This window comes from Actinoplanes sp. NPDC023936 (assembly GCF_040639325.1).
Taxonomy (GTDB): domain Bacteria; phylum Actinomycetota; class Actinomycetes; order Mycobacteriales; family Micromonosporaceae; genus Actinoplanes.
Window position 1 is genome coordinate 166778 of record NZ_JBEZZR010000012.1, and the last position, 20122, is coordinate 186899.

Annotated in this window: 21 protein-coding genes; 12 read left to right on the forward strand and 9 right to left on the reverse strand. The window is 70.5% G+C overall.

Annotated features, from left to right (window positions below):
• Positions 1-43: 43 nt before the first annotated feature.
• Entirely contained in the window at positions 44-652 is a 609-nt protein-coding gene (locus tag AB0F72_RS18540; protein ID WP_360432290.1) for a TIGR03086 family metal-binding protein, read from the forward strand.
• Positions 653-825: 173 nt separating this feature from the next.
• Here AB0F72_RS18540 and AB0F72_RS18545 read toward each other — a convergent pair whose 3' ends face one another.
• Positions 826-2970 carry a transglycosylase domain-containing protein gene (locus AB0F72_RS18545; RefSeq protein WP_360432293.1) on the reverse strand — a complete coding sequence of 715 codons (2145 nt, stop codon included), beginning with the start codon at positions 2968-2970 and terminating at the stop codon, positions 826-828.
• Between the two features lie 106 nt (positions 2971-3076).
• On the opposite strand from AB0F72_RS18545, the gene cobC reads away from it, so the two are divergent.
• Genes cobC through cobA form a run of 3 tightly spaced genes read left to right on the forward strand, consistent with a single transcriptional unit; the run spans position 3077 to position 6397 of the window.
• Positions 3077-4129: an Rv2231c family pyridoxal phosphate-dependent protein CobC gene (gene cobC / locus AB0F72_RS18550; RefSeq protein WP_360432296.1), complete on the forward strand. Its 1053-nt coding sequence runs from the start codon at positions 3077-3079 to the stop codon at positions 4127-4129.
• A gap of 13 nt (positions 4130-4142) precedes the next feature.
• Positions 4143-5195 (forward strand): nicotinate-nucleotide--dimethylbenzimidazole phosphoribosyltransferase, encoded by a 1053-nt coding sequence (gene cobT / locus AB0F72_RS18555; protein WP_360432298.1) that lies wholly within the window; start codon positions 4143-4145, stop codon positions 5193-5195.
• Entirely contained in the window at positions 5192-6397 is a 1206-nt protein-coding gene (gene cobA, locus AB0F72_RS18560) for a uroporphyrinogen-III C-methyltransferase (protein ID WP_360432301.1), read from the forward strand. Before cobT ends, cobA begins: the two co-directional genes overlap by 4 nt.
• Positions 6398-6460: 63 nt before the next feature.
• Here cobA and AB0F72_RS18565 read toward each other — a convergent pair whose 3' ends face one another.
• Positions 6461-7873: a trehalose-6-phosphate synthase gene (locus AB0F72_RS18565; protein ID WP_360432303.1), complete on the reverse strand. Its 1413-nt coding sequence runs from the start codon at positions 7871-7873 to the stop codon at positions 6461-6463.
• A gap of 113 nt (positions 7874-7986) precedes the next feature.
• Between AB0F72_RS18565 and AB0F72_RS18570 the strand changes: the two genes are divergently transcribed.
• From AB0F72_RS18570 to AB0F72_RS18590, 5 genes are all read left to right on the forward strand, one after another.
• Positions 7987-8502, forward strand: a complete 516-nt coding sequence (locus tag AB0F72_RS18570) for a hypothetical protein (RefSeq protein ID WP_360432306.1) — start codon at positions 7987-7989, stop codon at positions 8500-8502.
• A gap of 105 nt (positions 8503-8607) precedes the next feature.
• Positions 8608-10284, forward strand: a complete 1677-nt coding sequence (ettA, locus tag AB0F72_RS18575; RefSeq protein ID WP_360432309.1) for an energy-dependent translational throttle protein EttA — start codon at positions 8608-8610, stop codon at positions 10282-10284.
• Positions 10277-10687: a thioesterase family protein gene (locus AB0F72_RS18580; RefSeq protein ID WP_360432312.1), complete on the forward strand. Its 411-nt coding sequence runs from the start codon at positions 10277-10279 to the stop codon at positions 10685-10687. The genes ettA and AB0F72_RS18580 overlap by 8 nt, the downstream gene beginning before the upstream one ends.
• On the forward strand, positions 10684-11343 hold the full coding sequence (locus tag AB0F72_RS18585; protein WP_360432315.1) for a hypothetical protein: 660 nt from the start codon (positions 10684-10686) through the stop codon (positions 11341-11343). The genes AB0F72_RS18580 and AB0F72_RS18585 overlap by 4 nt, the downstream gene beginning before the upstream one ends.
• A 129-nt stretch (positions 11344-11472) precedes the next feature.
• Positions 11473-12054 carry a YbjN domain-containing protein gene (locus AB0F72_RS18590; RefSeq protein ID WP_360432318.1) on the forward strand — a complete coding sequence of 194 codons (582 nt, stop codon included), beginning with the start codon at positions 11473-11475 and terminating at the stop codon, positions 12052-12054.
• A 4-nt stretch (positions 12055-12058) separates the two neighbouring features.
• Here the strand turns inward: AB0F72_RS18590 and AB0F72_RS18595 are convergent, their stop codons facing one another.
• The 4 genes from AB0F72_RS18595 to AB0F72_RS18610 form a co-directional block, all read right to left on the reverse strand.
• Positions 12059-13324, reverse strand: a complete 1266-nt coding sequence (locus AB0F72_RS18595; RefSeq protein ID WP_360432321.1) for a delta-60 repeat domain-containing protein — start codon at positions 13322-13324, stop codon at positions 12059-12061.
• A 70-nt stretch (positions 13325-13394) separates the two neighbouring features.
• Positions 13395-13796: a globin gene (locus AB0F72_RS18600; RefSeq protein WP_360432324.1), complete on the reverse strand. Its 402-nt coding sequence runs from the start codon at positions 13794-13796 to the stop codon at positions 13395-13397.
• Positions 13797-13816: 20 nt separating this feature from the next.
• Positions 13817-15148, reverse strand: a complete 1332-nt coding sequence (locus tag AB0F72_RS18605) for an MFS transporter (protein WP_360432327.1) — start codon at positions 15146-15148, stop codon at positions 13817-13819.
• A gap of 239 nt (positions 15149-15387) precedes the next feature.
• Positions 15388-16389, reverse strand: coding sequence for a mechanosensitive ion channel family protein (locus AB0F72_RS18610; protein ID WP_360432436.1), 1002 nt, complete (start codon positions 16387-16389; stop codon positions 15388-15390).
• Positions 16390-16680: 291 nt separating this feature from the next.
• Here AB0F72_RS18610 and AB0F72_RS18615 point away from each other — a divergent pair, with 291 nt between their 5' ends.
• Positions 16681-17232, forward strand: coding sequence for an HNH endonuclease (locus AB0F72_RS18615; RefSeq protein ID WP_360432330.1), 552 nt, complete (start codon positions 16681-16683; stop codon positions 17230-17232).
• 47 nt (positions 17233-17279) lie between these two features.
• Here the strand turns inward: AB0F72_RS18615 and AB0F72_RS18620 are convergent, their stop codons facing one another.
• Together AB0F72_RS18620 and AB0F72_RS18625 are read right to left on the reverse strand one after the other, a co-directional pair.
• Positions 17280-18002, reverse strand: coding sequence for a class F sortase (locus tag AB0F72_RS18620; RefSeq protein ID WP_360432333.1), 723 nt, complete (start codon positions 18000-18002; stop codon positions 17280-17282).
• 106 nt (positions 18003-18108) lie between these two features.
• Entirely contained in the window at positions 18109-18627 is a 519-nt protein-coding gene (locus tag AB0F72_RS18625; protein ID WP_360432336.1) for a hypothetical protein, read from the reverse strand.
• Positions 18628-18830: 203 nt separating this feature from the next.
• On the opposite strand from AB0F72_RS18625, the gene AB0F72_RS18630 reads away from it, so the two are divergent.
• On the forward strand, positions 18831-19139 hold the full coding sequence (locus AB0F72_RS18630; protein ID WP_360432339.1) for a hypothetical protein: 309 nt from the start codon (positions 18831-18833) through the stop codon (positions 19137-19139).
• Entirely contained in the window at positions 19126-19521 is a 396-nt protein-coding gene (locus AB0F72_RS18635; protein ID WP_360432342.1) for a DUF5130 family protein, read from the forward strand. The genes AB0F72_RS18630 and AB0F72_RS18635 overlap by 14 nt, the downstream gene beginning before the upstream one ends.
• Here the strand turns inward: AB0F72_RS18635 and AB0F72_RS18640 are convergent.
• The gene (locus AB0F72_RS18640; protein ID WP_360432439.1) at positions 19518-20057 is read right to left on the reverse strand and encodes a Uma2 family endonuclease; all 540 of its coding nucleotides are present in this window, start codon (positions 20055-20057) and stop codon (positions 19518-19520) included. The genes AB0F72_RS18635 and AB0F72_RS18640 overlap by 4 nt on opposite strands.
• Positions 20058-20122: the final 65 nt, after the last annotated feature.

A 20122-nucleotide genomic window follows, 5' to 3' on the forward strand; every position in this document is an offset into this window, starting at 1 on the left:
CCCCTCGTACCGTGAGGCATACGGCAAATTCGAGGAGGGCGTCGTGGCCGATCGTGTGCCGCTGGATTTCGATCCGCAGGTTCGTCAGATCAGGGCTCTGCTGCTCGGCGTCGACGAGAGTGACCTGGCCGGGCCCACACCATGCCCCGGCTGGCCGGTCGCGGCTCTTCTGGATCATCTGATGGGGCTGGCCTACGCGTTCGCTCAGGGCGCCCGCAAGCGTGACGGCGGGCCCGCGCCGGAGCCGTCCGCCGATCACCTGTCGCGGCATTGGCGCAGCCGGCTCCCGGTGCTGCTGGAGGAGCTCTCCACCGCGTGGCGCGACCCGGCCGCCTGGACCGGCACGGCCACCGTCGGCGGCGTGACGCTGCCCGCCACCGACATGGGCATCTTCGCGATGAACGAGCTGGTCATCCACGGGTGGGACCTGGCTCGCGCGACCGGGCAGGACTACGCGGCGGATCCGCGGGCGCTGGAGCTGCTGATCGACTTCCTCTCCCAGGGCCCGGCCGAGGGCACACCGGGTCTGTTCGGCCCGGTCGTGCCCGTCGACTCCGAAGACGATGTGCTGTTCCAGGCGGTCGGCCTGACCGGGCGCGACCCGGCCTGGCGCCCACCACGCCGAAAAGCCCCGGTGGCCCAGCGCCGCTGACCCCGGAAGCGCCGGCCCTTGCCGCGAGGCGCCCGCTCCGCCGCCGGAGCGCCGGCCCCTGCCGCAAGGCGCCCGCTCCGCCGCCGGAGTGCCCGCCCTTGCCGTGAGGCGCCCGCCCCGCCGCCGCGGAGCGCCCGCCCTTGCCGCGAGGTGCCGGGATGCGGCGCGGGGAGCTACCAGACGAGCTTGTCGGAGGGGGGTGTGAACTTCAGCTTCGGTTCGCCTTTGAGGGCGTCCCGCAGCGTCTGGGCGACGGTGAACTTCGACATGGTTCCGCGGCCGGTGCCGACCAGGTGTTCCGGGTTGTCCGGGTCGGCCACGAAGGCGCAGGCCGCCAGCTGCGGGGTGTAACCGCTGAACCACGCGGTCTTGTTGCCGTCCGTCGTGCCGCTCTTGCCGGCGACCGGGCGGCCCAGCACCGCGTGCACCATCTCCGACGTGCCCCAGCTTCCGCAGCTGCCGCGCGCCGCGCCGTAACCGGTGACGCAGCGGGCCGCGTCGGTGGCGGCGCGGGCGACGTTCGTGCTCAGCTCGCGGTGGCAGCGGGGCGCCCCGATCAGCTTGCCGGCGTGGACGGCGTGGGAGCCGTCCTGGTTGCGGATCGACAGCACCGGCAGCGGCTCGCAATACATGCCTTCCGCGGCGAGCGTGGCGAAGACGTTCGCCATCTCGACCGGGGTGGCGTCGCTGACGCCGAGCGTGAACGCGCCCCAGCCGGCGGCGTGTTCCGGGGTGGCGAGCCTCTTGTCGACCGGGGTGCGCCAGCGCAGGCCGAGCCGCTCCGCCATCTTGATCGCCTTGTCCGCGCCGACCTGTTCCTCCAGCTGCACGAAGTACGTGTTCACCGACTTGCCGAAGCCGGTCCACATGGTCTGCCGGCCGGTCATCGACTTGCTGGAGTTCTTCGGGCACCAGTGGGTGCCGCAGGTGGCCGGGCCGGGCGCGGTGATGTACCGCGAGTAGTACCGCTCCGGCGCGTAGAACGACGTGCTGAGCGGCATCTTGGCTTCCAGGGCGGCCAGCATCGTGAAGATCTTGAAAGTGGAGCCGGCCTGGTACCCGGCCATGTCGCCGCCACCGAGCAGCGGGTTCACGGTGTTCGGATAGTTGCCCTTGGTGTCGCGGTCCTGCCGCCAGTCGCTGTGCCGGCCGTTGTTCTCCTGGTCCAGGGAGTACCGCCGGTTGACCGCCATGCTCAGCACCCGCCCGGTGCCGGGCTGGATGACGACCTGCCCGTGCGCGAAGGGGCTGGTGCGCCGTTCCTTGTCCAGGACGTGTTCCATCGCGTACGCCTGGATCGTGGGGTCGATGGAGGTGACGATCCGGTAGCCGCCGCGGCGCAGGTTCTCCTCGCGTTCCTGCGGGTTGCGGCCGAACGCCGGCTGCTCACGCCACCAGCTCTTGAAGTAGTCGCAGAAGAAGCCCCAGTCGTTGTGGACGCGCGGCACCGAGACGCAGTCGTTCGGCGGCACGGTGAGCCTCAGCTTGATCTTCGCTTTCTTGGCGGCGACGGCCTGTGCCCGGGTGACAGCGCCGATCTTGAGCATCTGGTCGATGACGTAGTTGCGCCGCTGTTTGGCGGCCCGCTGGTCCTTGGTCGCCGGGTCGTAGGCGGACGGCGCCTTGACCAGTCCGGCGAGCAGCGCGGCCTCGGTGAGGGTGAGGTTGTTCGGCGTCTTGGAGAAGAACACCTGCGAGGCCGCGAAGATCCCGTACGCGCGGTGGCCGAAGTACGCGGCGTTGAGGTAACGCTCGAGGATCTGCTCCTTGCTGAGCCGCTGTTCGACCTCGATGGCGAGCCGCATCTCGCGCAGTTTCCGGGCAGCGGTCTGCTCGGTGGCCTCGAGGGCTTCCTTCGGCGTCTTCGCGCTGTCCCGCAGGGCCATCCGGACGTATTGCATGGTGAGCGTGGACGCGCCCTGGGAGACGCCGCCGGCTTTCTGGTTGGCGACGAACGCGCGGGCGACACCTTTGGCGTCGACGCCGTTGTGCTCGTAGAAGCGGGAGTCCTCGGAGGCGACGATCGCCTTGGTGATGTACGGCGACATCTGTTTCAGCGGGATCTGCTTGCGATGCTCCTCGTAGAACATGGTGAGCAGGGTCTTGCCGTCGCTGGCGTACACGTAGGTGGTCTGCGCGGTCGGCACCTCGGTGAGCTCTTCCGGCATGGCTTCCAGCGCCTCGGTGCCGGCCTTGACCCCCATTCCGCCGAGGGCGGCGAGGGGATAGGAGAGGCCGGCGAGGACCAGGCCGGAGATGAGCCCGGCTCGGATCAGGAGGGCGACTCTTCCGACTACGGTGAGGGGTCGACTCGTCACACCTCGACGGTAAGACAAAAGGGTTCATGTTCCCCTTAAACGCCCGAACTGAGACGCCCGAACGGCCGAAGTGAGCCCCGCTCAGGCGTCCGGCATGCTGAGGAGCATGACGTTCGACCTCGACCATCACGGTGACGCCGAGGTGGGGGCGGGCCTGATCGATCTCGCGGTCAACGTGCGGCACCAGGCCATGCCCTCCTGGCTGGCTGACCCGATCGCGGCATCACTGGGCCGGCTCTCCGCGTACCCGGATGCCCGTGCGGCCACCGCCGCGGTCGCCGCCCGGCACCGCCGCGACCCGGCCGACGTGCTGCTCACCGCCGGCGCCGCCCAGGCGTTCGTGCTGCTCGCGCAGGCGCTGCGCGGAGCCCGCCGCCCGGTCGTGGTGCACCCGCAGTTCACCGAGCCGGAGGCCGCGCTGATCAACGCCGGGCACCCTGTGGACCGGGTGCTGCTGCGCGCGGAGGACGGGTTCCGGCTGGACCCGACGCTGGTGCCGGAGGAGTCCGACCTGGTCTTCGTCGGCAACCCCACCAATCCGACCTCGGTGCTGCACCCCGCCGCCGACGTGGCGAAACTGGCCCGTCCGGGCCGGGTCCTGGTGGTCGACGAGGCGTTCGCGGACACCACCTACCTCCCCGGCCGGGACGGCGAGCCGGAGTCCCTGGCGGAGGCGGCCGAACTGCCCGGGCTCGTGGTGCTGCGCAGCCTCACCAAGACCTGGGGCCTGGCCGGCCTGCGGATCGGGTACCTGCTCGGGCCGGCCGATCTCGTGCGGAGGATCAAGCCGGCTCAGCCGCTCTGGGCGGTCTCCACGCCGGCCCTCGCCGCCGCCACGGCCTGCGCGTCGCCGATCGCTGTCGCGGCCGAGCGGGAGATCGCGGCCGAGATGGCGCGCGAGCGTGCCCACCTGGTGGACCGGCTGCGGAACGTGCCGAGCGTCACGATCGCCGGTGAGCCGGCCAGCGCGTTCGTGACCATCCATCTGCCGGATGCCGATCAGATCCGGCTTGAGCTACGGGAACGCGGTTACGCGGTACGCCGTGGCGACACCTTCCCGGGGCTGGGCGCGGAGTGGTTGCGGATTGCGGTGCGCGACACTGCCACCACTGACGGATTCGTGCAGACTCTGACCGACGTGATCGAGGAACGACCGTGACCCAGGAGCGATCGTGACGCTGGAGACCACCCTGGCGGCCATCCGGCCCGCCGACGAGCAGGCCACCGCCGCTGCCCGCGAGTTGCAGGCCCGGCTCACCAAGCCGGCCGGGTCGCTGGGCGCCCTGGAGGTGCTCGCGGTGCGGCTGGCCGGCCTCGCCGGAGTCTGCCCGCCGCCGATGCCGTCGCCGGCCACTGTCGCGGTCTTCGCCGGCGACCATGGTGTGCACGCGCAGGGCGTGAGCCCGTGGCCGCAGGAGGTCACCGCGCAGATGGTGGCGAACTTCGTGGCCGGCGGCGCGGTGGTCAACGCGTTCGCCCGGCAGGCCGGCGCGGACGTCATGGTGATCGACGCCGGAGTGGCGATCCCGCTGCACGGCGGCCCGAACCTGCTCGACGCGAACGTGCGGCGCGGCACCCGGGACATGACCGTCGAGCCGGCGCTGACCCGTGCGGAGGCCCTCGCCGCCGTCGAGCTCGGCATCGCGGTCGCCGACCAGCTCGTCGCCTCGGGCGCGAAATGCCTGCTCACCGGCGACATGGGAATCGCCAACACGACACCGGCGGCGGCTCTCATCGCGGTCTTCACCGGCGCCGGCCCGGCAGCGGTGACCGGCCGGGGGACCGGCATCGACGACGCGATGCTGGCGCACAAGACCGAGGTGGTCGCCGCGGCGCTGGCCCGGCACACGCCGGATCCGGCGGACCCGCTCGGCGTGCTGGCCTCGGTCGGCGGGCTGGAGCACGCCGCGCTGACCGGTTTCATCCTGGGCGCGGCCGCACACCGGGTGCCGGTGATCGTGGACGGCGTGATCGCCGCCTCGGCGGCCCTCGCCGCGGCGGCGTTCGCCCCCGACTCGGTGACCGCGATGGTCGCCGGGCACCGTTCCGCCGAGCCGGGCGCGACGGTCGCGCTCGCCCATCTCGGTCTGGAACCGCTGCTCGACCTCGGCATGCGCCTGGGTGAGGGCAGCGGAGCAGCGCTGGCCCTGCCGGTCGTGTCGGCCGCGGTCCGCGTGCTGCACGAGGTAGCGACGTTCGACAGTGCGGGAGTGTCCGAGAAATGAGTCTTTATCCGCTGGCCCTGCGGCTGACCGGCCGCCGCGTCCTGGTGGTCGGCGGTGGCACTGTCGCCACCCGCCGGGTCCCGGCCCTGATCGCCGCCGGGGCGCAGGTCGAGATCGTGGCGCCCGAGCTCACCCCGGCCCTGCGCTCGCACGTCGACGCCGGGCGGGCGGTCTGGACGCCGCGGCGCTTCGCGCCCGGCGACGTCGAGGGCGCGTGGCTGGTCCATGTGGCGATCGACGACCCGCACGCTGCCGCCGAGGTGAGCGCGGCGGCGGAGGCTTCCCGCATCTTCTGCGTACGGGCGGACGACCGTGACGCCGCGACCGCGTGGACGCCGGCCGTCACCCGGCACGGCCAGGTGACGGTGGCGGTGACCGACGGTGGCGACCGCCGTCGTGCGATGGCGGTGCGTGACCTGGTCGCGCACGCGCTGGAGGCGACCCCACCGGCCGCGCCCGAGCTCAAGGGCGTGGCCCTGGTCGGCGGCGGCCCCGGCGACCCCGAGCTGATCACGGTGAAGGGCCGGCGGCTGCTCGCCGCGGCGGACGTGGTGGTCGCCGACCGGCTGGTGCCCGGCGTGCTGCTCGGCGAGCTTCGCCCCGAGGTCGAGCTGATCGACGCCGCCAAGATTCCGTACGGGCCGTCGGCCGCCCAGGAGGAGATCAACCGGATCCTGGTGGACCGGGCACAGCAGGGGAAGTTCGTGGTCCGGTTCAAGGGCGGCGACAACTTCGTCTTCGGCCGTGGCGGCGAGGAGGCGCTGGCCTGCGCCAAGGCCGGCGTGCCGGTGGTCGTGGTGCCCGGTGTGACGAGCTCGATCGCGGCGCCCGCGCTGGCCGGCATCCCGGTCACGCACCGCGGGGTGGCGCACGAGTTCACCGTGGTCTCCGGCCACATCCCGCCGGACCACCCGGATTCGCTGGTGGACTGGGCGGCGCTGGCCCGGCTGCGGGGCACCCTCGTGGTGCTGATGGGCCTGAAGAACCTGCCGAAGATCGCCGAGCGGCTGATCGCCGAGGGCCGGTCGCCGGAGACGCCTGTCGCGGTGGTGCAGGAGGGGTCGACCGCGCACCAGCGCTCGCTGCGGAGCACGCTCGCCGCCGTGACCGCTGATGTGGCGGCGGCGGGGATCCGTCCACCGGCCGTCGTGGTGATCGGCGAGGTGGTCGAGGTCGCGGACGAGTTCACTCCCGCGGGCTGAGCTCACCGGCGTACCCCGGTGAAGGCGCCGGGCCGAAGAACGGCCCGGCGCCGAAAGCCGGTTCTACTCCTTCTCGGGCTCCTTGACCTCGTCGACGCCGAGCTCGTCGAGGAAGGTCTTGGCCCAGCGAGCCACGTCGTGCGTGCGCAGGTGGCGCTGCATGACACGCATCCGGCGCTTGAGCTCGGCCGGCTCGGCGCCGACCGCACGCAGCAGCGAGTCCTTCACACCGTCCGGGTCGTGCGGGTTGCACAGGAACGCCTGGCGCAGCTCGGTCGCCGCACCGGCGAACTCGCTGAGCACCAGCGCGCCGCCGGTGTCGCCGCGGCAGGCGATGTACTCCTTGGCGACCAGGTTCATGCCGTCGCGCAGCGGGGTCACCATCATCACGTCGGCTGCCGCATACATCGCGGCCAGCTCCTGCTTGCTCACCGACTGGTGCAGGTAGTGCACGGCCGGCGTGCCCACCTTGCCGAACTCGCCGTTGATCCGGCCGACCTCGCGCTCCACCTTCACCCGCAGGGTCTGGTAGTGCTCGACACGCTCCCGGCTCGGCGTGGCGACCTGGATCATCACCGCGTCCCCGACGTTGAGCTTGCCGTCGGCGAGCAGCTCGCGGAACGCCTTGAGGCGCAGCTCGATGCCCTTGGTGTAGTCCAGCCGGTCGACGCCGAGGATGACCGTCTTCGGATCGCCCAGCTCGGCGCGGATCTGCTTGGCCCGGGCCTGCACCTCCGGGGTGGCGGCGAGGCGTTCCATGTCCTTGGTGTCGATGCTGATCGGGAACGCGCCGGCCTTGACGCTGCGCCCGTCCACCTTGATCGACTGGCCCTCGTAACGCAGGCCGAGCAGGTGCCGGGCGAGCCGCACGAAGTTCTGCGCGGCGAGCCGCTGCTGGAAGCCGACCAGGTCGGCGCCGAGCAGGCCGCGCAGGATCTCGGCGCGGAACGGCATCTGCATGAACAGCTCGATCGGCGGGAACGGGATGTGCAGGAAGAACCCGATCCGCAGGTCCGGCCGCATCTCCCGGAGCAGGGCCGGCACCAGCTGCAGCTGGTAGTCCTGCACCCAGACGGTCGCGCCTTCGGCGGCGACCTCGGCGGCCGCCTCGGCGAACCGCTGGTTGACGATCCGGTACGTCTCACGCCAGCGACGCTTGTACACCGGAGTTTCGACCGCGTCGTGGTACAGCGGCCAGATCGTGGCGTTGGACTGACCCTCGTAGTAGCGTTCCAGCTCTTCGGCGCTGAGCGGGACCGGATGGATGTGGATGCCTTCGAGGTCGAACGGCTCGGGCGCCGGGCCGGAGCCACCCGCCCAGCCGATCCACGTGCCCCGGTGCTCGGTCAGCACCGGGTGCAGCGCCGTGACCAGCCCGCCGGGGCTTGGGCGCCACTGTTTCTCACCGTCCGGCGTGGTGACCTCGTCCACTGGCAAACGGTTGGCGACGACGACGAAGGAACTTCGTTCGGCCACGCTGAGTACACCTCCGAGTGGTTTCTGTTCCCAAGGTGAGCCTACTGTGCGTAAGCTGCCGCGGTTCACCGCCTCCGATGGACCGGTTGGAAACGGGGTGCCATCCTGAGCCGGTGACTCCCCTCGATGATCATTCCCAGCAGCGGCGTCCGTTGTTCTTTCCTGTGGTGATCGCCACGGTGCTGCTGACGATTATCGGGATGATCGGTGGATACCTCCTCGGAGAGGAACGAAACCGGAGGAGCGCCACGCCTTCGCAGTCGTCCACACCGGTGCTGAGCCTCGTCGACGGCCCGGCGTGCCCGGCGCAGACCCAGAAAGCGGGCGCGATCCAGGGCGCCACCGGCGAGCTGGTCCAGGTGCTGCGGGTGCGCACCGCCCGCAAGACCGTGGTGTGGATCTGCCAGGACCGGGCCGGGCAGCTCTACTACCACGCCAACAAGGGCGGCACCGACGCCGAGTGGGTGGAGAACAAGACCGCGCTCTTCCTGGCCGGGGTGTGGCAGGACAGCAACGGCGCCTACGTGGCGACGGCCGTTGACGGCGCGGTCTTCTCGGTGGACCCAAACCGGTTACGGATCACCCATGCGGACGGCCGGGAGGAGACTCAGAAGGTGGTCGGGGAGTAGACCTGCCGGGGTTGTCGTTCGTAGTCACCGGAGTACCTGGAAAGATTGCCCCTTGATCCCTGGCTAGCTCCCCGATAATTCGCGATCTTGGAGGTAGGGCACACCGTGGCCCAATACATCTACGTCCTGGAAAAGGCGCGCAAGGCGCACGGCGACAAGGTCGTGCTCGACAATGTGACGCTGAGCTTCCTGCCAGGCGCCAAGATCGGTGTGGTCGGCCCGAACGGCGCCGGTAAGTCCAGCCTGCTGAAGATCATGGCTGGCCTCGACACCCCCAGCAACGGCGAGGCCCGGCTCATGCCCGGCTACACCGTCGGCATGCTGGCGCAGGAACCGCCGCTGAACGACGAGAAGACCGTCCTCGGCAACATCGAGGAAGCCGTCGCGGACACCAAGGCCAAGCTCGACCGGTTCAACTCGATCGCCGAACAGATGGCCACCGACTACTCCGACGAGCTGATGGAGGAGATGGGCAAGCTCCAGGAGGAGCTCGACCACGCCGACGCGTGGGACATCGACTCGAAGCTCGAACTGGCGATGGACGCTCTGCGCTGCCCGCCGCCGGACGCCGATGTCACGCAGCTCTCCGGTGGTGAACGCCGCCGGGTCGCGCTCTGCAAGCTGCTGCTCGAGGCGCCCGACCTGCTTCTGCTCGACGAGCCCACCAACCACCTCGACGCGGAGAGCGTGAGCTGGCTGGAGCAGCACCTGGCGAAGTACGCCGGCACCGTTCTGGCGATCACCCACGACCGGTACTTCCTGGACAACGTGGCCGGCTGGATCCTCGAGCTGGACCGCGGCCGGGCGATCGGCTACGAGGGCAACTACTCCACGTACCTGGAGAAGAAGGCGGCGCGTCTCTCGGTCGAGGGCCGCAAGGACGCCAAGATGAAGAAGCGCCTCTCCGAGGAGCTCGAGTGGGTCCGGTCGAACGCCAAGGCGCGCCAGACCAAGAGCAAGTCCCGTCTCGACCGCTACGAGGAGATGGCCGCCGAGGCGGAGAAGACCCGGAAGCTGGACTTCGAGGAGATCCAGATCCCGCCGGGCCCGCGCCTGGGCAGCACGGTCATCGAGGCCAACGGCCTGACCAAGGGCTTCGAGGGCCGCACGCTCATCGACCACCTGTCGTTCTCGCTGCCGCGTAACGGCATCGTCGGCATCATCGGCCCGAACGGCGTCGGCAAGACCACGCTGTTCAAGACCATCGTCGGGCTGGAGCAGCCGGACGAGGGCACGGTCCGGATCGGTGAGACGGTCAAGCTGTCGTACGTCGACCAGAGCCGCGCCGGCCTGGACCCCGCGAAGACCGTGTGGGAGGTCGTCTCCGACGGGCTCGACCACATGATGGTCGGCAAGGTCGAGATGCCGTCCCGGGCGTACGTCGCGGCGTTCGGCTTCAAGGGCCCGGACCAGCAGAAGCCGACGAAGGTGCTCTCCGGCGGCGAGCGCAACCGGCTCAACCTCGCGATGACGCTGAAGATCGGCGGCAACGTGATCCTGCTCGACGAGCCGACCAACGACCTGGACGTCGAGACGCTCTCCAGCCTGGAGAACGCGCTGCTGGAGTTCCCCGGCTGCGCCGTGGTCATCTCCCACGACCGGATGTTCCTGGACCGGGTCGCGACGCACATGCTGGCCTGGGAGGGCACGGACGAGGACCCGGACAAGTGGTTCTGGTTCGAGGGCAACTTCGAGGCGTACGAGAAGAACAAGATCGACCGGCTCGGCGCCGAGGCGGCCCGCCCGCACCGGGTGACGTACCGCAAGCTCACCCGTGACTGATCGTTTTGTCTACGACGTGTCCGTGCGCTGGTCCGACATGGACGCGTACGGGCACGTCAACAACGCGCGCTTCCTCACCCTCTACGAGGAGGCGCGCGTCGCGATGTTCTTCGTCGGCGCTCGCGCGCATGGGCTCGGCTCCTTCGAGGAGGGCATCGTGATCGCCCGGCACGAGATCGACTACCTGCGCCCGGTGGACTTCGGCGATCCGGTACGCATCGAGATGTGGATCTCCGCTCTCAGGGCGGCCTCGTTCACGGTGGACTACGAGCTCTACGACGACGGTGTTCTGGCCTCCCGGGCGCGGTCGGTCTGTGTGCCGTACAACCTGGCCGAGGGGCATCCGCGACGGCTCTCCGCCGAGGAGAAGGACTTCCTGACGCCCTATCGGACCCGGTCATGAGTGGGCACGGCCTGCTCGGGGTTCCCGACGCAGGCGCGTTCCTGGCCCGGCTCACCCGCCTGGACCCGGCCGCACCGGTCCGCCTGCGCTCGTCCGGCGGGCGGACCGCCCTCTGGGCCCGGCTGCCCTGGGAGGTGCTGGTCACCCGGGAGGTGGCCGGTCCCGGCCCGGGCGACGCCACGGTCTCCGCGGCCGAGCTGCTCGCGGTGCTGGCGGCCGGCGGCGAGAGCCTGCCGGAGCGGCGTGACGTGCTGTGGCGCTGGCCGCTTCCGCCGCCCGCGTCACGGGCCGTCGAGTCGGTGGCCGGCTCCGAGCTGGAGCGGCTGGCCAGCGCCGCGGCCGGGACGCTGCGGGAGATCGCCGCCGGCGGCATGTCCGGGCGGTCGGTCGGCCAGCGGGCGATCCGGGACGCGTTGCTCGACCACGTCGCTCTGGTCGTCACACCGGACGACGGCGCACCGGTTCAGGTCTCTCAGCGGCTCGTGCAGGCGGTCGCGCGGATGGGTTTCCTCGGTCCTCTCGGCGGCGACCGTCCTGAAGCGAGGGTCCGTCTGGCCGGGAGCTGGGTGGGAATTTCTGCACCATATGGAGTAGCGTGGCGACAGAGCGTGCATAAATTGACCGTTACTCCGATGTCAACTCACCCGAAAGGGTGACGCCACATCGTTCTTATGGTTCCGCCCTCCGGTTGGGGGGATGACCTTCAGGAACTGTACGGGTACCGTCGGCCCTCGGATCCCCTGCAACGTCCGGCAGCGGGTCTGTTGGGGAGCGAGGTGCACACGATGCCGTGGTGGTCATGGCGTCCGGGATCGGCGTCGTCGAACGAGCCGGACACCGGTGGCGAAGTGGCGGTGCAGAGCACCGTTCGCGTCGGTGTCCCAGCCCAGCGCGAGCCATCCCGAACCGCAGTTCCAGCCGAGCTGTCGTCGACCGGATCGTCCGACGTGGTCGAGCCGGTGTCGCTGACCCGCATCGGGAAGGCGCTCGACCTGCTCGACATAAGGTTCCTCGCCGACGGTGGCGGCAGTCTGCTGGCCATGTGGGAGCGGCACGCCGTGCTGTTCACCCTGGAGGGGCCGGACGACGAGATCCTGGTGATGCGGGCTCGTCCGCACGCGACGGTCCCGCCGGACTGGGCGGACCGGGCGTACCGGGTGGTCAACGAGTGGAACCACACGCGGCGCTTCTGCAAGGCCTACGTGGGTGACCCGACGGAGCGCGGGCAGCTGCCGATCTACGCCGAGCTGCAGGTGCCGCTCGCGGCCGGCGCGCACGACACCCTCCTGGTCGAGATGCTGGACTGCGGAGCAGCGGTCGCCACCTCGTTCGTCGACTGGCTCCACGACGAAGGAGCTTTGCTGTAGCCAGCTAGCTCGGGAACATGCCTACTCGGCCGTGGTATTCGCGGCCGAGCTGGTCGGTGTCCGAGCCGACCAGGAGGCCCTGGCCGGTCACCAGGAAGGCGCGGACGCCGACGCCCCGTGAGCGGGTCGGGTTCCAGGGGAGTGCCTTGCCGGTGTTCGGGCTGACCGCGCCGATCCCCGGGCGGGACACCGCACCCGGCCCCGGACCGTTGCCGTCGGTGCCGTACGGGTTGTCGAACCAGCGCTGATGCCCGCCGAGGTAAACGGCCGGCCCGGTGACCGCGACCGCGTACAGGGAGTCGCCGCCGGTGCGCTGCACCCAGGTCGGGTTGTGCCGGCCGGCGCTCCTGGTCTCGAACCGGGCCGCCGAGTCGCACAGCTTCTGCGCCGACGACGCCCGTCCGGTCGCGGCGACCACGGCATAGGAGCCGTCCGGCGCGAACTTGACCTGCCGGAGGTACGTGTCGAAGCCCTTCATGCACGGCGGCTTGTACGCGTCGGTGTACCAGCCGGACAGCACCGCAGCCGGCCCGCCGACGTCGAAGAGGGCGATCTGCGTCCGGTCCGCGCCGGCCGACTTGAGGAACGCCCCGACCGCGATCAGCTTCCGCCCGTCCGGGGAGACGTCGAAGTGCTCCACCCGGGTCCGCTTCAGACCCGGACCGGCCAGCCGGGCGTCGAATCCCTGGTCGACCGCGCCGGTGTTCGCGTTCAGCCGGGCCAGGCCGACCCGGCCCACGCCGTTGATGGCGGAGAACGTGCCGCCCAGGTAGAGCCGGTCGCCGTGGGTCGCGAGCGCGCGCACGTCACCCCAGTTGAGCCGGGTGGAGAAGGAGCCGAGCCGCTCGCCGGTGTTCAGCGCGACCCGGGCCACGCCGCGCTGGTTCGTCCCGTTCACCGACTTGAACGCCCCACCCAGGTACACCGTGTGGTCGGCGCCGGGCGCGAGCGAGTAGACCGCACCGTCGACCTGCGGGGCGAACGTGCGGATCTCCCCGTCGTGCAGTCCGAAGGCGAAGACGTTCTTGCGGTTCAGCGTGGTCTGTCGTCTCGCGTCGGCCACTTTCGTGAACGCGCCGCCGACCACCACGGTGTCGCCGACCAGAGCGAGGGCCCAGACCGTGCCGTCCAGCACGTGCGGGGTCCAGTCGACCGGATTGATGGAGACCACGGCCGGTAGGGCGCGATCGGCCACGGCCGGGAGGGCCCCAGCCGCCACGGGCACGACGACAGACGCCGCGGCGGCGGCAGCGAGCAGGCGACGTCGCATGACGAGGCTCCTGAAAATCGGTCACGACTGGTCAACCGATCAACGAGTCACCCGTCTATGGCGACACGCGTCAGACCGCGGGCTCCGCCGGATCCATGGTGTTCACCATGAAATACGCCGCGCGCTCCAGGTAGTCCCAGAGAGCGGCGCGGTGCGGCTCGGGCAGTCCGAGCGAGTCGACCGCCACCCGCATGTGGTGCAGCCAGGCGTCCCGGGCGGCCGCGTCGACCCGGAACGGCGCATGCCGCATCCGCAGCCGCGGATGGCCCCGGCTGGCCGAGTACGTGTTCGGGCCGCCCCAGTACTGCATGAGGAAGAGCGTCAGCCGGTCCGCGGCCGGCCCCAGATCCTCCTCGGGATACATCGGCCGCAGCAGCGGGTCCTCGGCGACGCCCTCGTAGAACTTGTCCACGAGACGCCTGAACGTGGGCTCGCCACCGATGGCGTCGAAGAAAGATTCGGGTGCGCTCACCGTTCCATCCTGCCAGCAGGTCAGGACAGCTTGCGTGTGACGCTCGTCGTCGGCTTCCGGGCCGGCGGCACCGCAGCGTCCTCGTCGTCGGCGGCCCGCTCATCGGCGGCGGCCCGCTCGTCGGCTGCGGCGGCCCGCTCGGCGGCCTCGGCGAACGCCACCGGCCGGGGCCAGAAGATCGCGACCAGCAGCATCGCGATGGTGCCGCCGACACTCCACAGGCCCACCACCAGCGGCAGCCAGAAGTGGTCGGCGAGCCAGCCGGTGAGCATCACCGCGCTGAACTGGGCCAGCTGCATCCCGCTGTTGACCACGCCGAAACCCCGGCCCCGGAACGCCTGCGGCAGGGCCAGCACGAACGTCGCGTTCAGCGTCGGCACGAGCGCGCCCTGGACCAGGCCGGCGAGCATCACCAGCAGCGCCACGATCGCGGCGGGCGGGCCGACGGCCGTCGGCACCAGCAGCAGGGGGCCGATCACGGCCAGCACCGGGATCAGCCGGACCCGCCGGGCCGCGGGCACGAACCGGTTGAACAGGATGCCGCCGATGACGAATCCGAGCGGGCCGGCCGCCATGATCATGCCTTGGTCGAACCCCTGTGCCGCCGGGTTGGACGTGCCCTCGGCGGCCCACGCTGCGGCCAGGCCCTCGGGGACGATCGCGAAGACCGTGATGGTGTAGACCACGATCGTGATCGAGCGCAGCACCTCGTCGCCGAAGACGACACGGAACCCCTCGGAGGTCTCGCGCAACAGGTGGGTCCGCTCGGAGCGGGCCACCGGCGTGGGACGGTGCCGGATGCCGATCGCCACCAGCGCGGCGGAGAGCGCGAACGTGAGGACGTCGATGCCGAGCGCGATCCGGGGGGTGAGCGCGACAGCGAGGGTGGCTCCGGCCATGTACCCGATGACCTGTGCGGCCTGGTTGCTGGTCTGGTTGGTGGCCACCGCCAGGGCGACCCGTTCCCGGCCGACGAGCAGCGGCAGCAGCGCCGAGCGCGCCGACCGGGCCGGTGGCGCGGCCAGGCCGGACACGAAGAGCAGCGCGAGGATGACAGGTGTCGGCAGTCCGGGTAGCAGCAGGACGGCGATCAGCACCATCCGGCACACGTCCGAGACGATCATGGTGAGCCGGTACGGGTACCGGTCGGCGAGCGCGGACAGCAGCGGCCCGAAGAGCCAGGGCACGTACGTGATCGCGAACGACGCCGCGGAGAGCAGGACCGACTGGCTCTGCTGGTAGACCAGCGCGGTGACGGCTGCCCGGGAGAGGTAGTCGCCGACGATGTTGACCAGGCCGGAGAGGTAGAGCGCCCGGAACTCACGCAACGCGAAGATCTCGCGGAAAGTCACCGAGTCCTCGCGTTGCGTAACCGCGTCGGCCGCAGTAGCGGGCCGTGCGGGTTGATCTGACACCAAGCCCTCCATCGCGGTCGACGATCACCGAGGGCTGCCCGGGCGCGAACGTGCTCGTTGTGAAGCGGGATCTTTAGCGGATTCTGCCCGATCGTCCGAGTCGACGCCAGGGAAGTTGCGTCAAAAATCGGCCAAAAGGTCTAGGGTCAGTCCCGTCTTGATGGCGTATGCGCTGGTCAGGATGCGCCACCCGGCCGTTCGTCCTTCATCGACGATGAAGAATTCTCCGGGCCGACGAGCCAGGACGGCGGGATGGCGCTGCGCGGACCGAGCCGGGAGGCGGCGATCCGCTCCGAGATGCCGGCCGCGTCGAGTGCGTCGGTCAGCGCCCGGCGCAGCACGCCCTGCAGCACCGGCTGGGCGTCGGCCGTGGTCTTCGCGATCGTCCGGATCACCGCGCCGTCCACGGTCAGCTGCTCGACGCCGACCACGTCCGGTGGCTCCAGGAACTCGGTCTGGTGCTCCGGCTCCGCGGCGACCGTCTCGGCAGCGGCACGCATCACCGACACCGCCTCCTCCGCGTTCACGAAGCCGATCGGGATATCGATCACCACCATCGCCCAGCCCTGGCTCTTGTTGCCGACCCGGACGATCTCGCCGTTGCGGATGTACCAGAGCACACCCCGCGCGTCGCGAACCGTGGTGATCCGCAGTCCGACGCTCTCCACCACGCCCGTCGCCTCGCCGACGTCCACCGTGTCGCCCACGCCGTACTGGTCCTCCAGGAGCATGAACAGACCGGCGATCAGGTCCTTGACCAGGCTCTGCGCGCCGAAACCGATGGCCACGCCGACGATGCCGGCGCTGGCCAGCAGCGGCGCCAGGTTGAAGCCGAACTCACCGAGCACCAGCAGCCCGGAGATCGTGAAGACCAGCGCGCTGACGAAGCTGCGCAGCACCGAGCCGATCGCCTCAGCCCGTTGCCGGCGCCGCTCCGGTATGAACTGGCCTTCCTCGGCGCTGACCGTCACCTTCTCCTTGAGCGGTTTCAGCAGCGCCGGCATCGAGGCGCGTGAGGTGCTCTGCGCCAGGCGGTCGATCGCCCGGTGCAGCAGCCACCGGATCACCATCGCGATCACGATGATGCCGATGATGCGCAGTGGCTTGATGATCACTACGTAGCTGCTGTTGGCGAGCCATTGGTTGTTGGTCCACTCGAGGATCCGGCTGCACAGCACATCCGTCCCGCAGGACGCGGTGATGTCGACGACCGGAACCGCGGGGAGACCGCCGCCCGACGGGGAGGGGGAGGGAAGGGAAAGAACCACGGGGAGTCAAAGTACCGGGTCCGGCTGTGCGGAGACCTCAGACGTTTACCGCCTGGCCACAGATTCCGCTGGTAATTGGGTCATCCATCAGGGACTATTGGCGCACGGGCTTCGGCATCGAGGGCCAAATCACACACGCATGGGCTATTCACAGCAGGCTTTGGGAGCGGTTAGCAGCACTGATACCGGAGGGTGATCGCGATGCCTGACATACGACCCACAGTGGGCTCTTCCGCGTTGGTGCTGAACGCTACCTACGAGCCGCTGTGCGTCGTATCGGTGCGTCGGGCGGCCATCCTGCTGCTGACCGCCAAGGCGGAGTGCGTCTCCGACGGCGACGGCATGTTGCACAGCGCTCACCAGACACTCCCGGTCCCCTCGGTCGTCCGTCTCACGAGGTACGTGAAGGTGCCGTACCGGACACACGTCGGACTTTCCCGCCGGGCCATCTTCGCTCGCGACGGTGGCCGTTGCGCGTACTGCCGGGGGTCCGCCGAGACCATCGACCACGTCTTCCCGCGCAGCCGCGGTGGCTTGCACGCCTGGGAGAACGTGGTGGCCGCCTGTGCCAAGTGCAACCACAGCAAGGGCGACAAGACGCCGGCCGAGCTCGGCTGGCGACTGCACTCACCGCCGGCCGCCCCGCGCGGTGTCGCCTGGCGGGTGCTCGGGCACCGGACCCCGGATCCGCGCTGGAGGGACTGGCTCGACCTGCCCTCCGCTCCCGCCGAGACCGCCGAAGCGGCGGCGTGAAGCCCCTGACCGCGTAGCAGCAGCGGCGGTGTGAAGCCCCTGACCGCTCAGTCCTCGCGGGAGTCGACGAGCGAGGCGAAGACGACGATGTTGTCGGCGTAACCGCCGCTCCTGTCGCCCAGCCAGTCCCCGCCGCAGGTCATCAGCCGCAGCGAGGGCCGGGTGTAATCCCCGTAGACCCGCTGGAGCGGCAGCTCGTCCTTGTCGAACTTCTCCACGGAATTCACCTCGAAGATCGCGAGCGTGCCGTCGGCACGGCTCACCGTGATCTCCTGGCCCGGCTTCATCCGGTGCAGGTCATGGAAGACCGAAGGCCCGGTACGGGTGTCCGCGTGCCCCACGATCAGCGCCGGACCGAACTGTCCCGGTGTCGGCCCGCCGTCGAACCAGCCGGCCTCGTTGTGCCGTTTCAGCGGCGGCACGCCGACCGAGCCGTCATCGGCCAGGCCCACCTCGAGGATCGGCGCGGAGACAGCGATCGACGGAATCTCCAGCTGTTCCGGCCGGCTCGGCTCCAGCACCGGGAACGCGCGGGGTGGCGGTTCACTCGATCCGCTGAAAAGCGTGCCCACGTCGAAGCCGGTCGCGAACCCGAGGCCCAGCCCGACCGCGAACAGGCCGAGGAAGCAGAGGATCAGCGCGACCAGGGCGATCGGACCGGACCGCCGGCCGGGCCGGACCCGGGGCGGCGGACCGCCGTGCCGGGGCCGGGGCAACCGGAACGGTGACCGCCCCAGCACCGGCGGGGTGGGTGGAAGCGGCCCGGTCACGACACCCGGCGGAGGCGCGGTGATCACCTGAGCCGGCCGTTTTCGCTGCACCGAGGCGGGCACGCGTGGCCCGCCGGGCACCCGGTCCTGGCTCACCACCGCGGCCTCAGCCGATCCGCCGGCGGCGCAGCGACACGAAGGCGAGCACCAGTCCGGCCGCTATCGCGGCGAACCCTCCACCGACCAGGATCGACGCGGCCGGGCCGGGCGCGGTGCCACCGCCGCCGGTGGCCGGGCCGCGGGTCGGCTCGACGTCCGCCACGACGTGCAGCGTCGCGGTGGCGTTGCCGCCGCCGTCGGGGCAGCGCAACGTCACCGGGAAGTCGCCCGGTTTGGTGTCGGAGGGCACCCGGACGGTCGCGGTGAGGAAGCCGAAGTCGGGCTGGACCGTCACCTCACCGATCGGTTCGGCGGTGACCGTGGCGGGCTTGAGGTTGTCGTCGCAGGAGGCGCGCAGGGAGACCTCGTCGCCGGCCGGGACAGTACTCGGGTTGAGCTCCACGAAGACGGCCGCCGCCTGCGCGGGCGTGCCGCCGAGGACAAGTGCGAGAACGAGCGTGGAAACAAGAGCGAGAGCTAGACGGGTGGCGAGTGCCGCCGCAGCGGCGGGGACGGACAGGCGCATGGAATCCCCCCTCCTTGACCGTCCCCGACGGAAAAGACGTGGACGGCGCGTGAGGGTGATTTTCGCACCTCCTCGCACATTCCGCGTAGATCCCGACGGCGTGAGAACCCTGTTCGAGACCCGACGGTCCGGCACGACTCGCGCTCCGCTACCGTGATTGATGTTCGGAATCCAAGGGAACAGCCGCGCCTGGGGGCGTTCAGTTGTCAGTAATCAGCACCGTTCTGGTCTTCGTGATCATTCCGGCCGCAGTCATCGGGGCGGTGGCGACGCTCGTTCTCACGAGCTCTGATCGAGCCAAGCCGTCCCGCCGGTACCGGCCGGGCCAGTCCTTCGACTTCCCGGCGATGTGGTTCAGCGCCTCCCCGGAGAAGACTGCCGCCCCGGTGAAGACCGCCGCTCCGGAGAAGGCGGCTCTTCCCGCCGCCGCGCAGCACGGACTGGTCATCGAGGACAGCTCCGGCGCTCCGGTCCGGCCCGGCCCGACAGGAGGCGCAAGTGACAAGTGGTGAGCTCACCCAGGTCGAGCAGCCGTCCGAGGGTCCTTTCTCGACCCGGCAGCTGCTGCGTCTCGACGAGGCGCTCCGCATCGCCGACCAGGCGACCGGCCTGAACTTCAGCATCTACCTCGGTGAGCTCGGCGATCCGACCCGCGAGGCGGCCGAGGAGCTGCACCGCCGCACCCGGACGCCGCAGCGTTCGGTGCTGATCGCGGTCTCGCCGAACCAGCGCCGGCTGGAGATCGTCACCGGCTCGGACGCGCGCAGGCGCATCTCGGACCGGGACGCGAAGCTGGCCGGCCTCTCGATGGCCGCGGCGTTCGCCGGCGGTGACCTGGCGGGTGGCCTGCTGATCGGGATCGACCAGCTGGCCTCGCACGCCGGCCGCTCCTAAAGCTTCAACCGCATGGGGTACGGGGTGTCGAGCCGCACCGGCTCGGCGCCCTCGACCGTTTCCGTGGCCCGGTAACCGTCACCGTCCAGAGTGAACGTGTGCAGTTTCGGCCCGGCCTCGACCCGCCAGTACCCCCGGATGCCGGCCGCCGCGTAGACCGCGGGCTTGAGCAGCCGGTCGTACCGCGAGGTCTCGGCGGACTCCACCTCCACCACCAGCGCCACGTCGGCCGGGTCGGCCCAGATCCGGCCGGTTGACCTCGGCCGCAGCACGGTGATGTCCGGCACCAGGTTGCTCGTGCCGGTGTCGATGCCACACCTGTCGCAGACCCACCAGCCCTCCGGCGCGTCGGCCCGCAGCGCCTCGACCAGGGCGGCGACCGTCGCGTCGTGCTCGGCGCCCATCGGCGGGGTGACGTGCAGGCCGCCGTCGACGATCTCGTACCGATGCCCGTCCTGCGGGAACAGGTGGAGGTCCGGCTCGGTCCATCGGCCGTCCGGTGCGCTCCAGCGCGCCGGAGCACCCTGGTTCAACATCGTCACTAGGCCCACCTCCATCGCCGGGAGTGCAAGCTTACTCACTCAGAGTTGTTTCCGACGCG

Bases quoted from the DNA above. Each gene is read 5' to 3' on its own strand.
- AB0F72_RS18625 (WP_360432336.1), bottom strand. From the start codon at position 18,627: ATGCGCCTGTCCGTCCCCGCCGCTGCGGCGGCACTCGCCACCCGTCTA.
- AB0F72_RS18640 (WP_360432439.1), bottom strand. From the start codon at position 20,057: ATGTTGAACCAGGGTGCTCCGGCGCGCTGGAGCGCACCGGACGGCCGA.
- AB0F72_RS18595 (WP_360432321.1), bottom strand. From the start codon at position 13,324: ATGCGACGTCGCCTGCTCGCTGCCGCCGCCGCGGCGTCTGTCGTCGTG.
- AB0F72_RS18615 (WP_360432330.1), top strand. From the start codon at position 16,681: ATGCCTGACATACGACCCACAGTGGGCTCTTCCGCGTTGGTGCTGAAC.
- cobA (WP_360432301.1), top strand. From the start codon at position 5,192: ATGAGTCTTTATCCGCTGGCCCTGCGGCTGACCGGCCGCCGCGTCCTG.
- AB0F72_RS18590 (WP_360432318.1), top strand. From the start codon at position 11,473: ATGCCGTGGTGGTCATGGCGTCCGGGATCGGCGTCGTCGAACGAGCCG.
- cobC (WP_360432296.1), top strand. From the start codon at position 3,077: ATGACGTTCGACCTCGACCATCACGGTGACGCCGAGGTGGGGGCGGGC.
- AB0F72_RS18585 (WP_360432315.1), top strand. From the start codon at position 10,684: ATGAGTGGGCACGGCCTGCTCGGGGTTCCCGACGCAGGCGCGTTCCTG.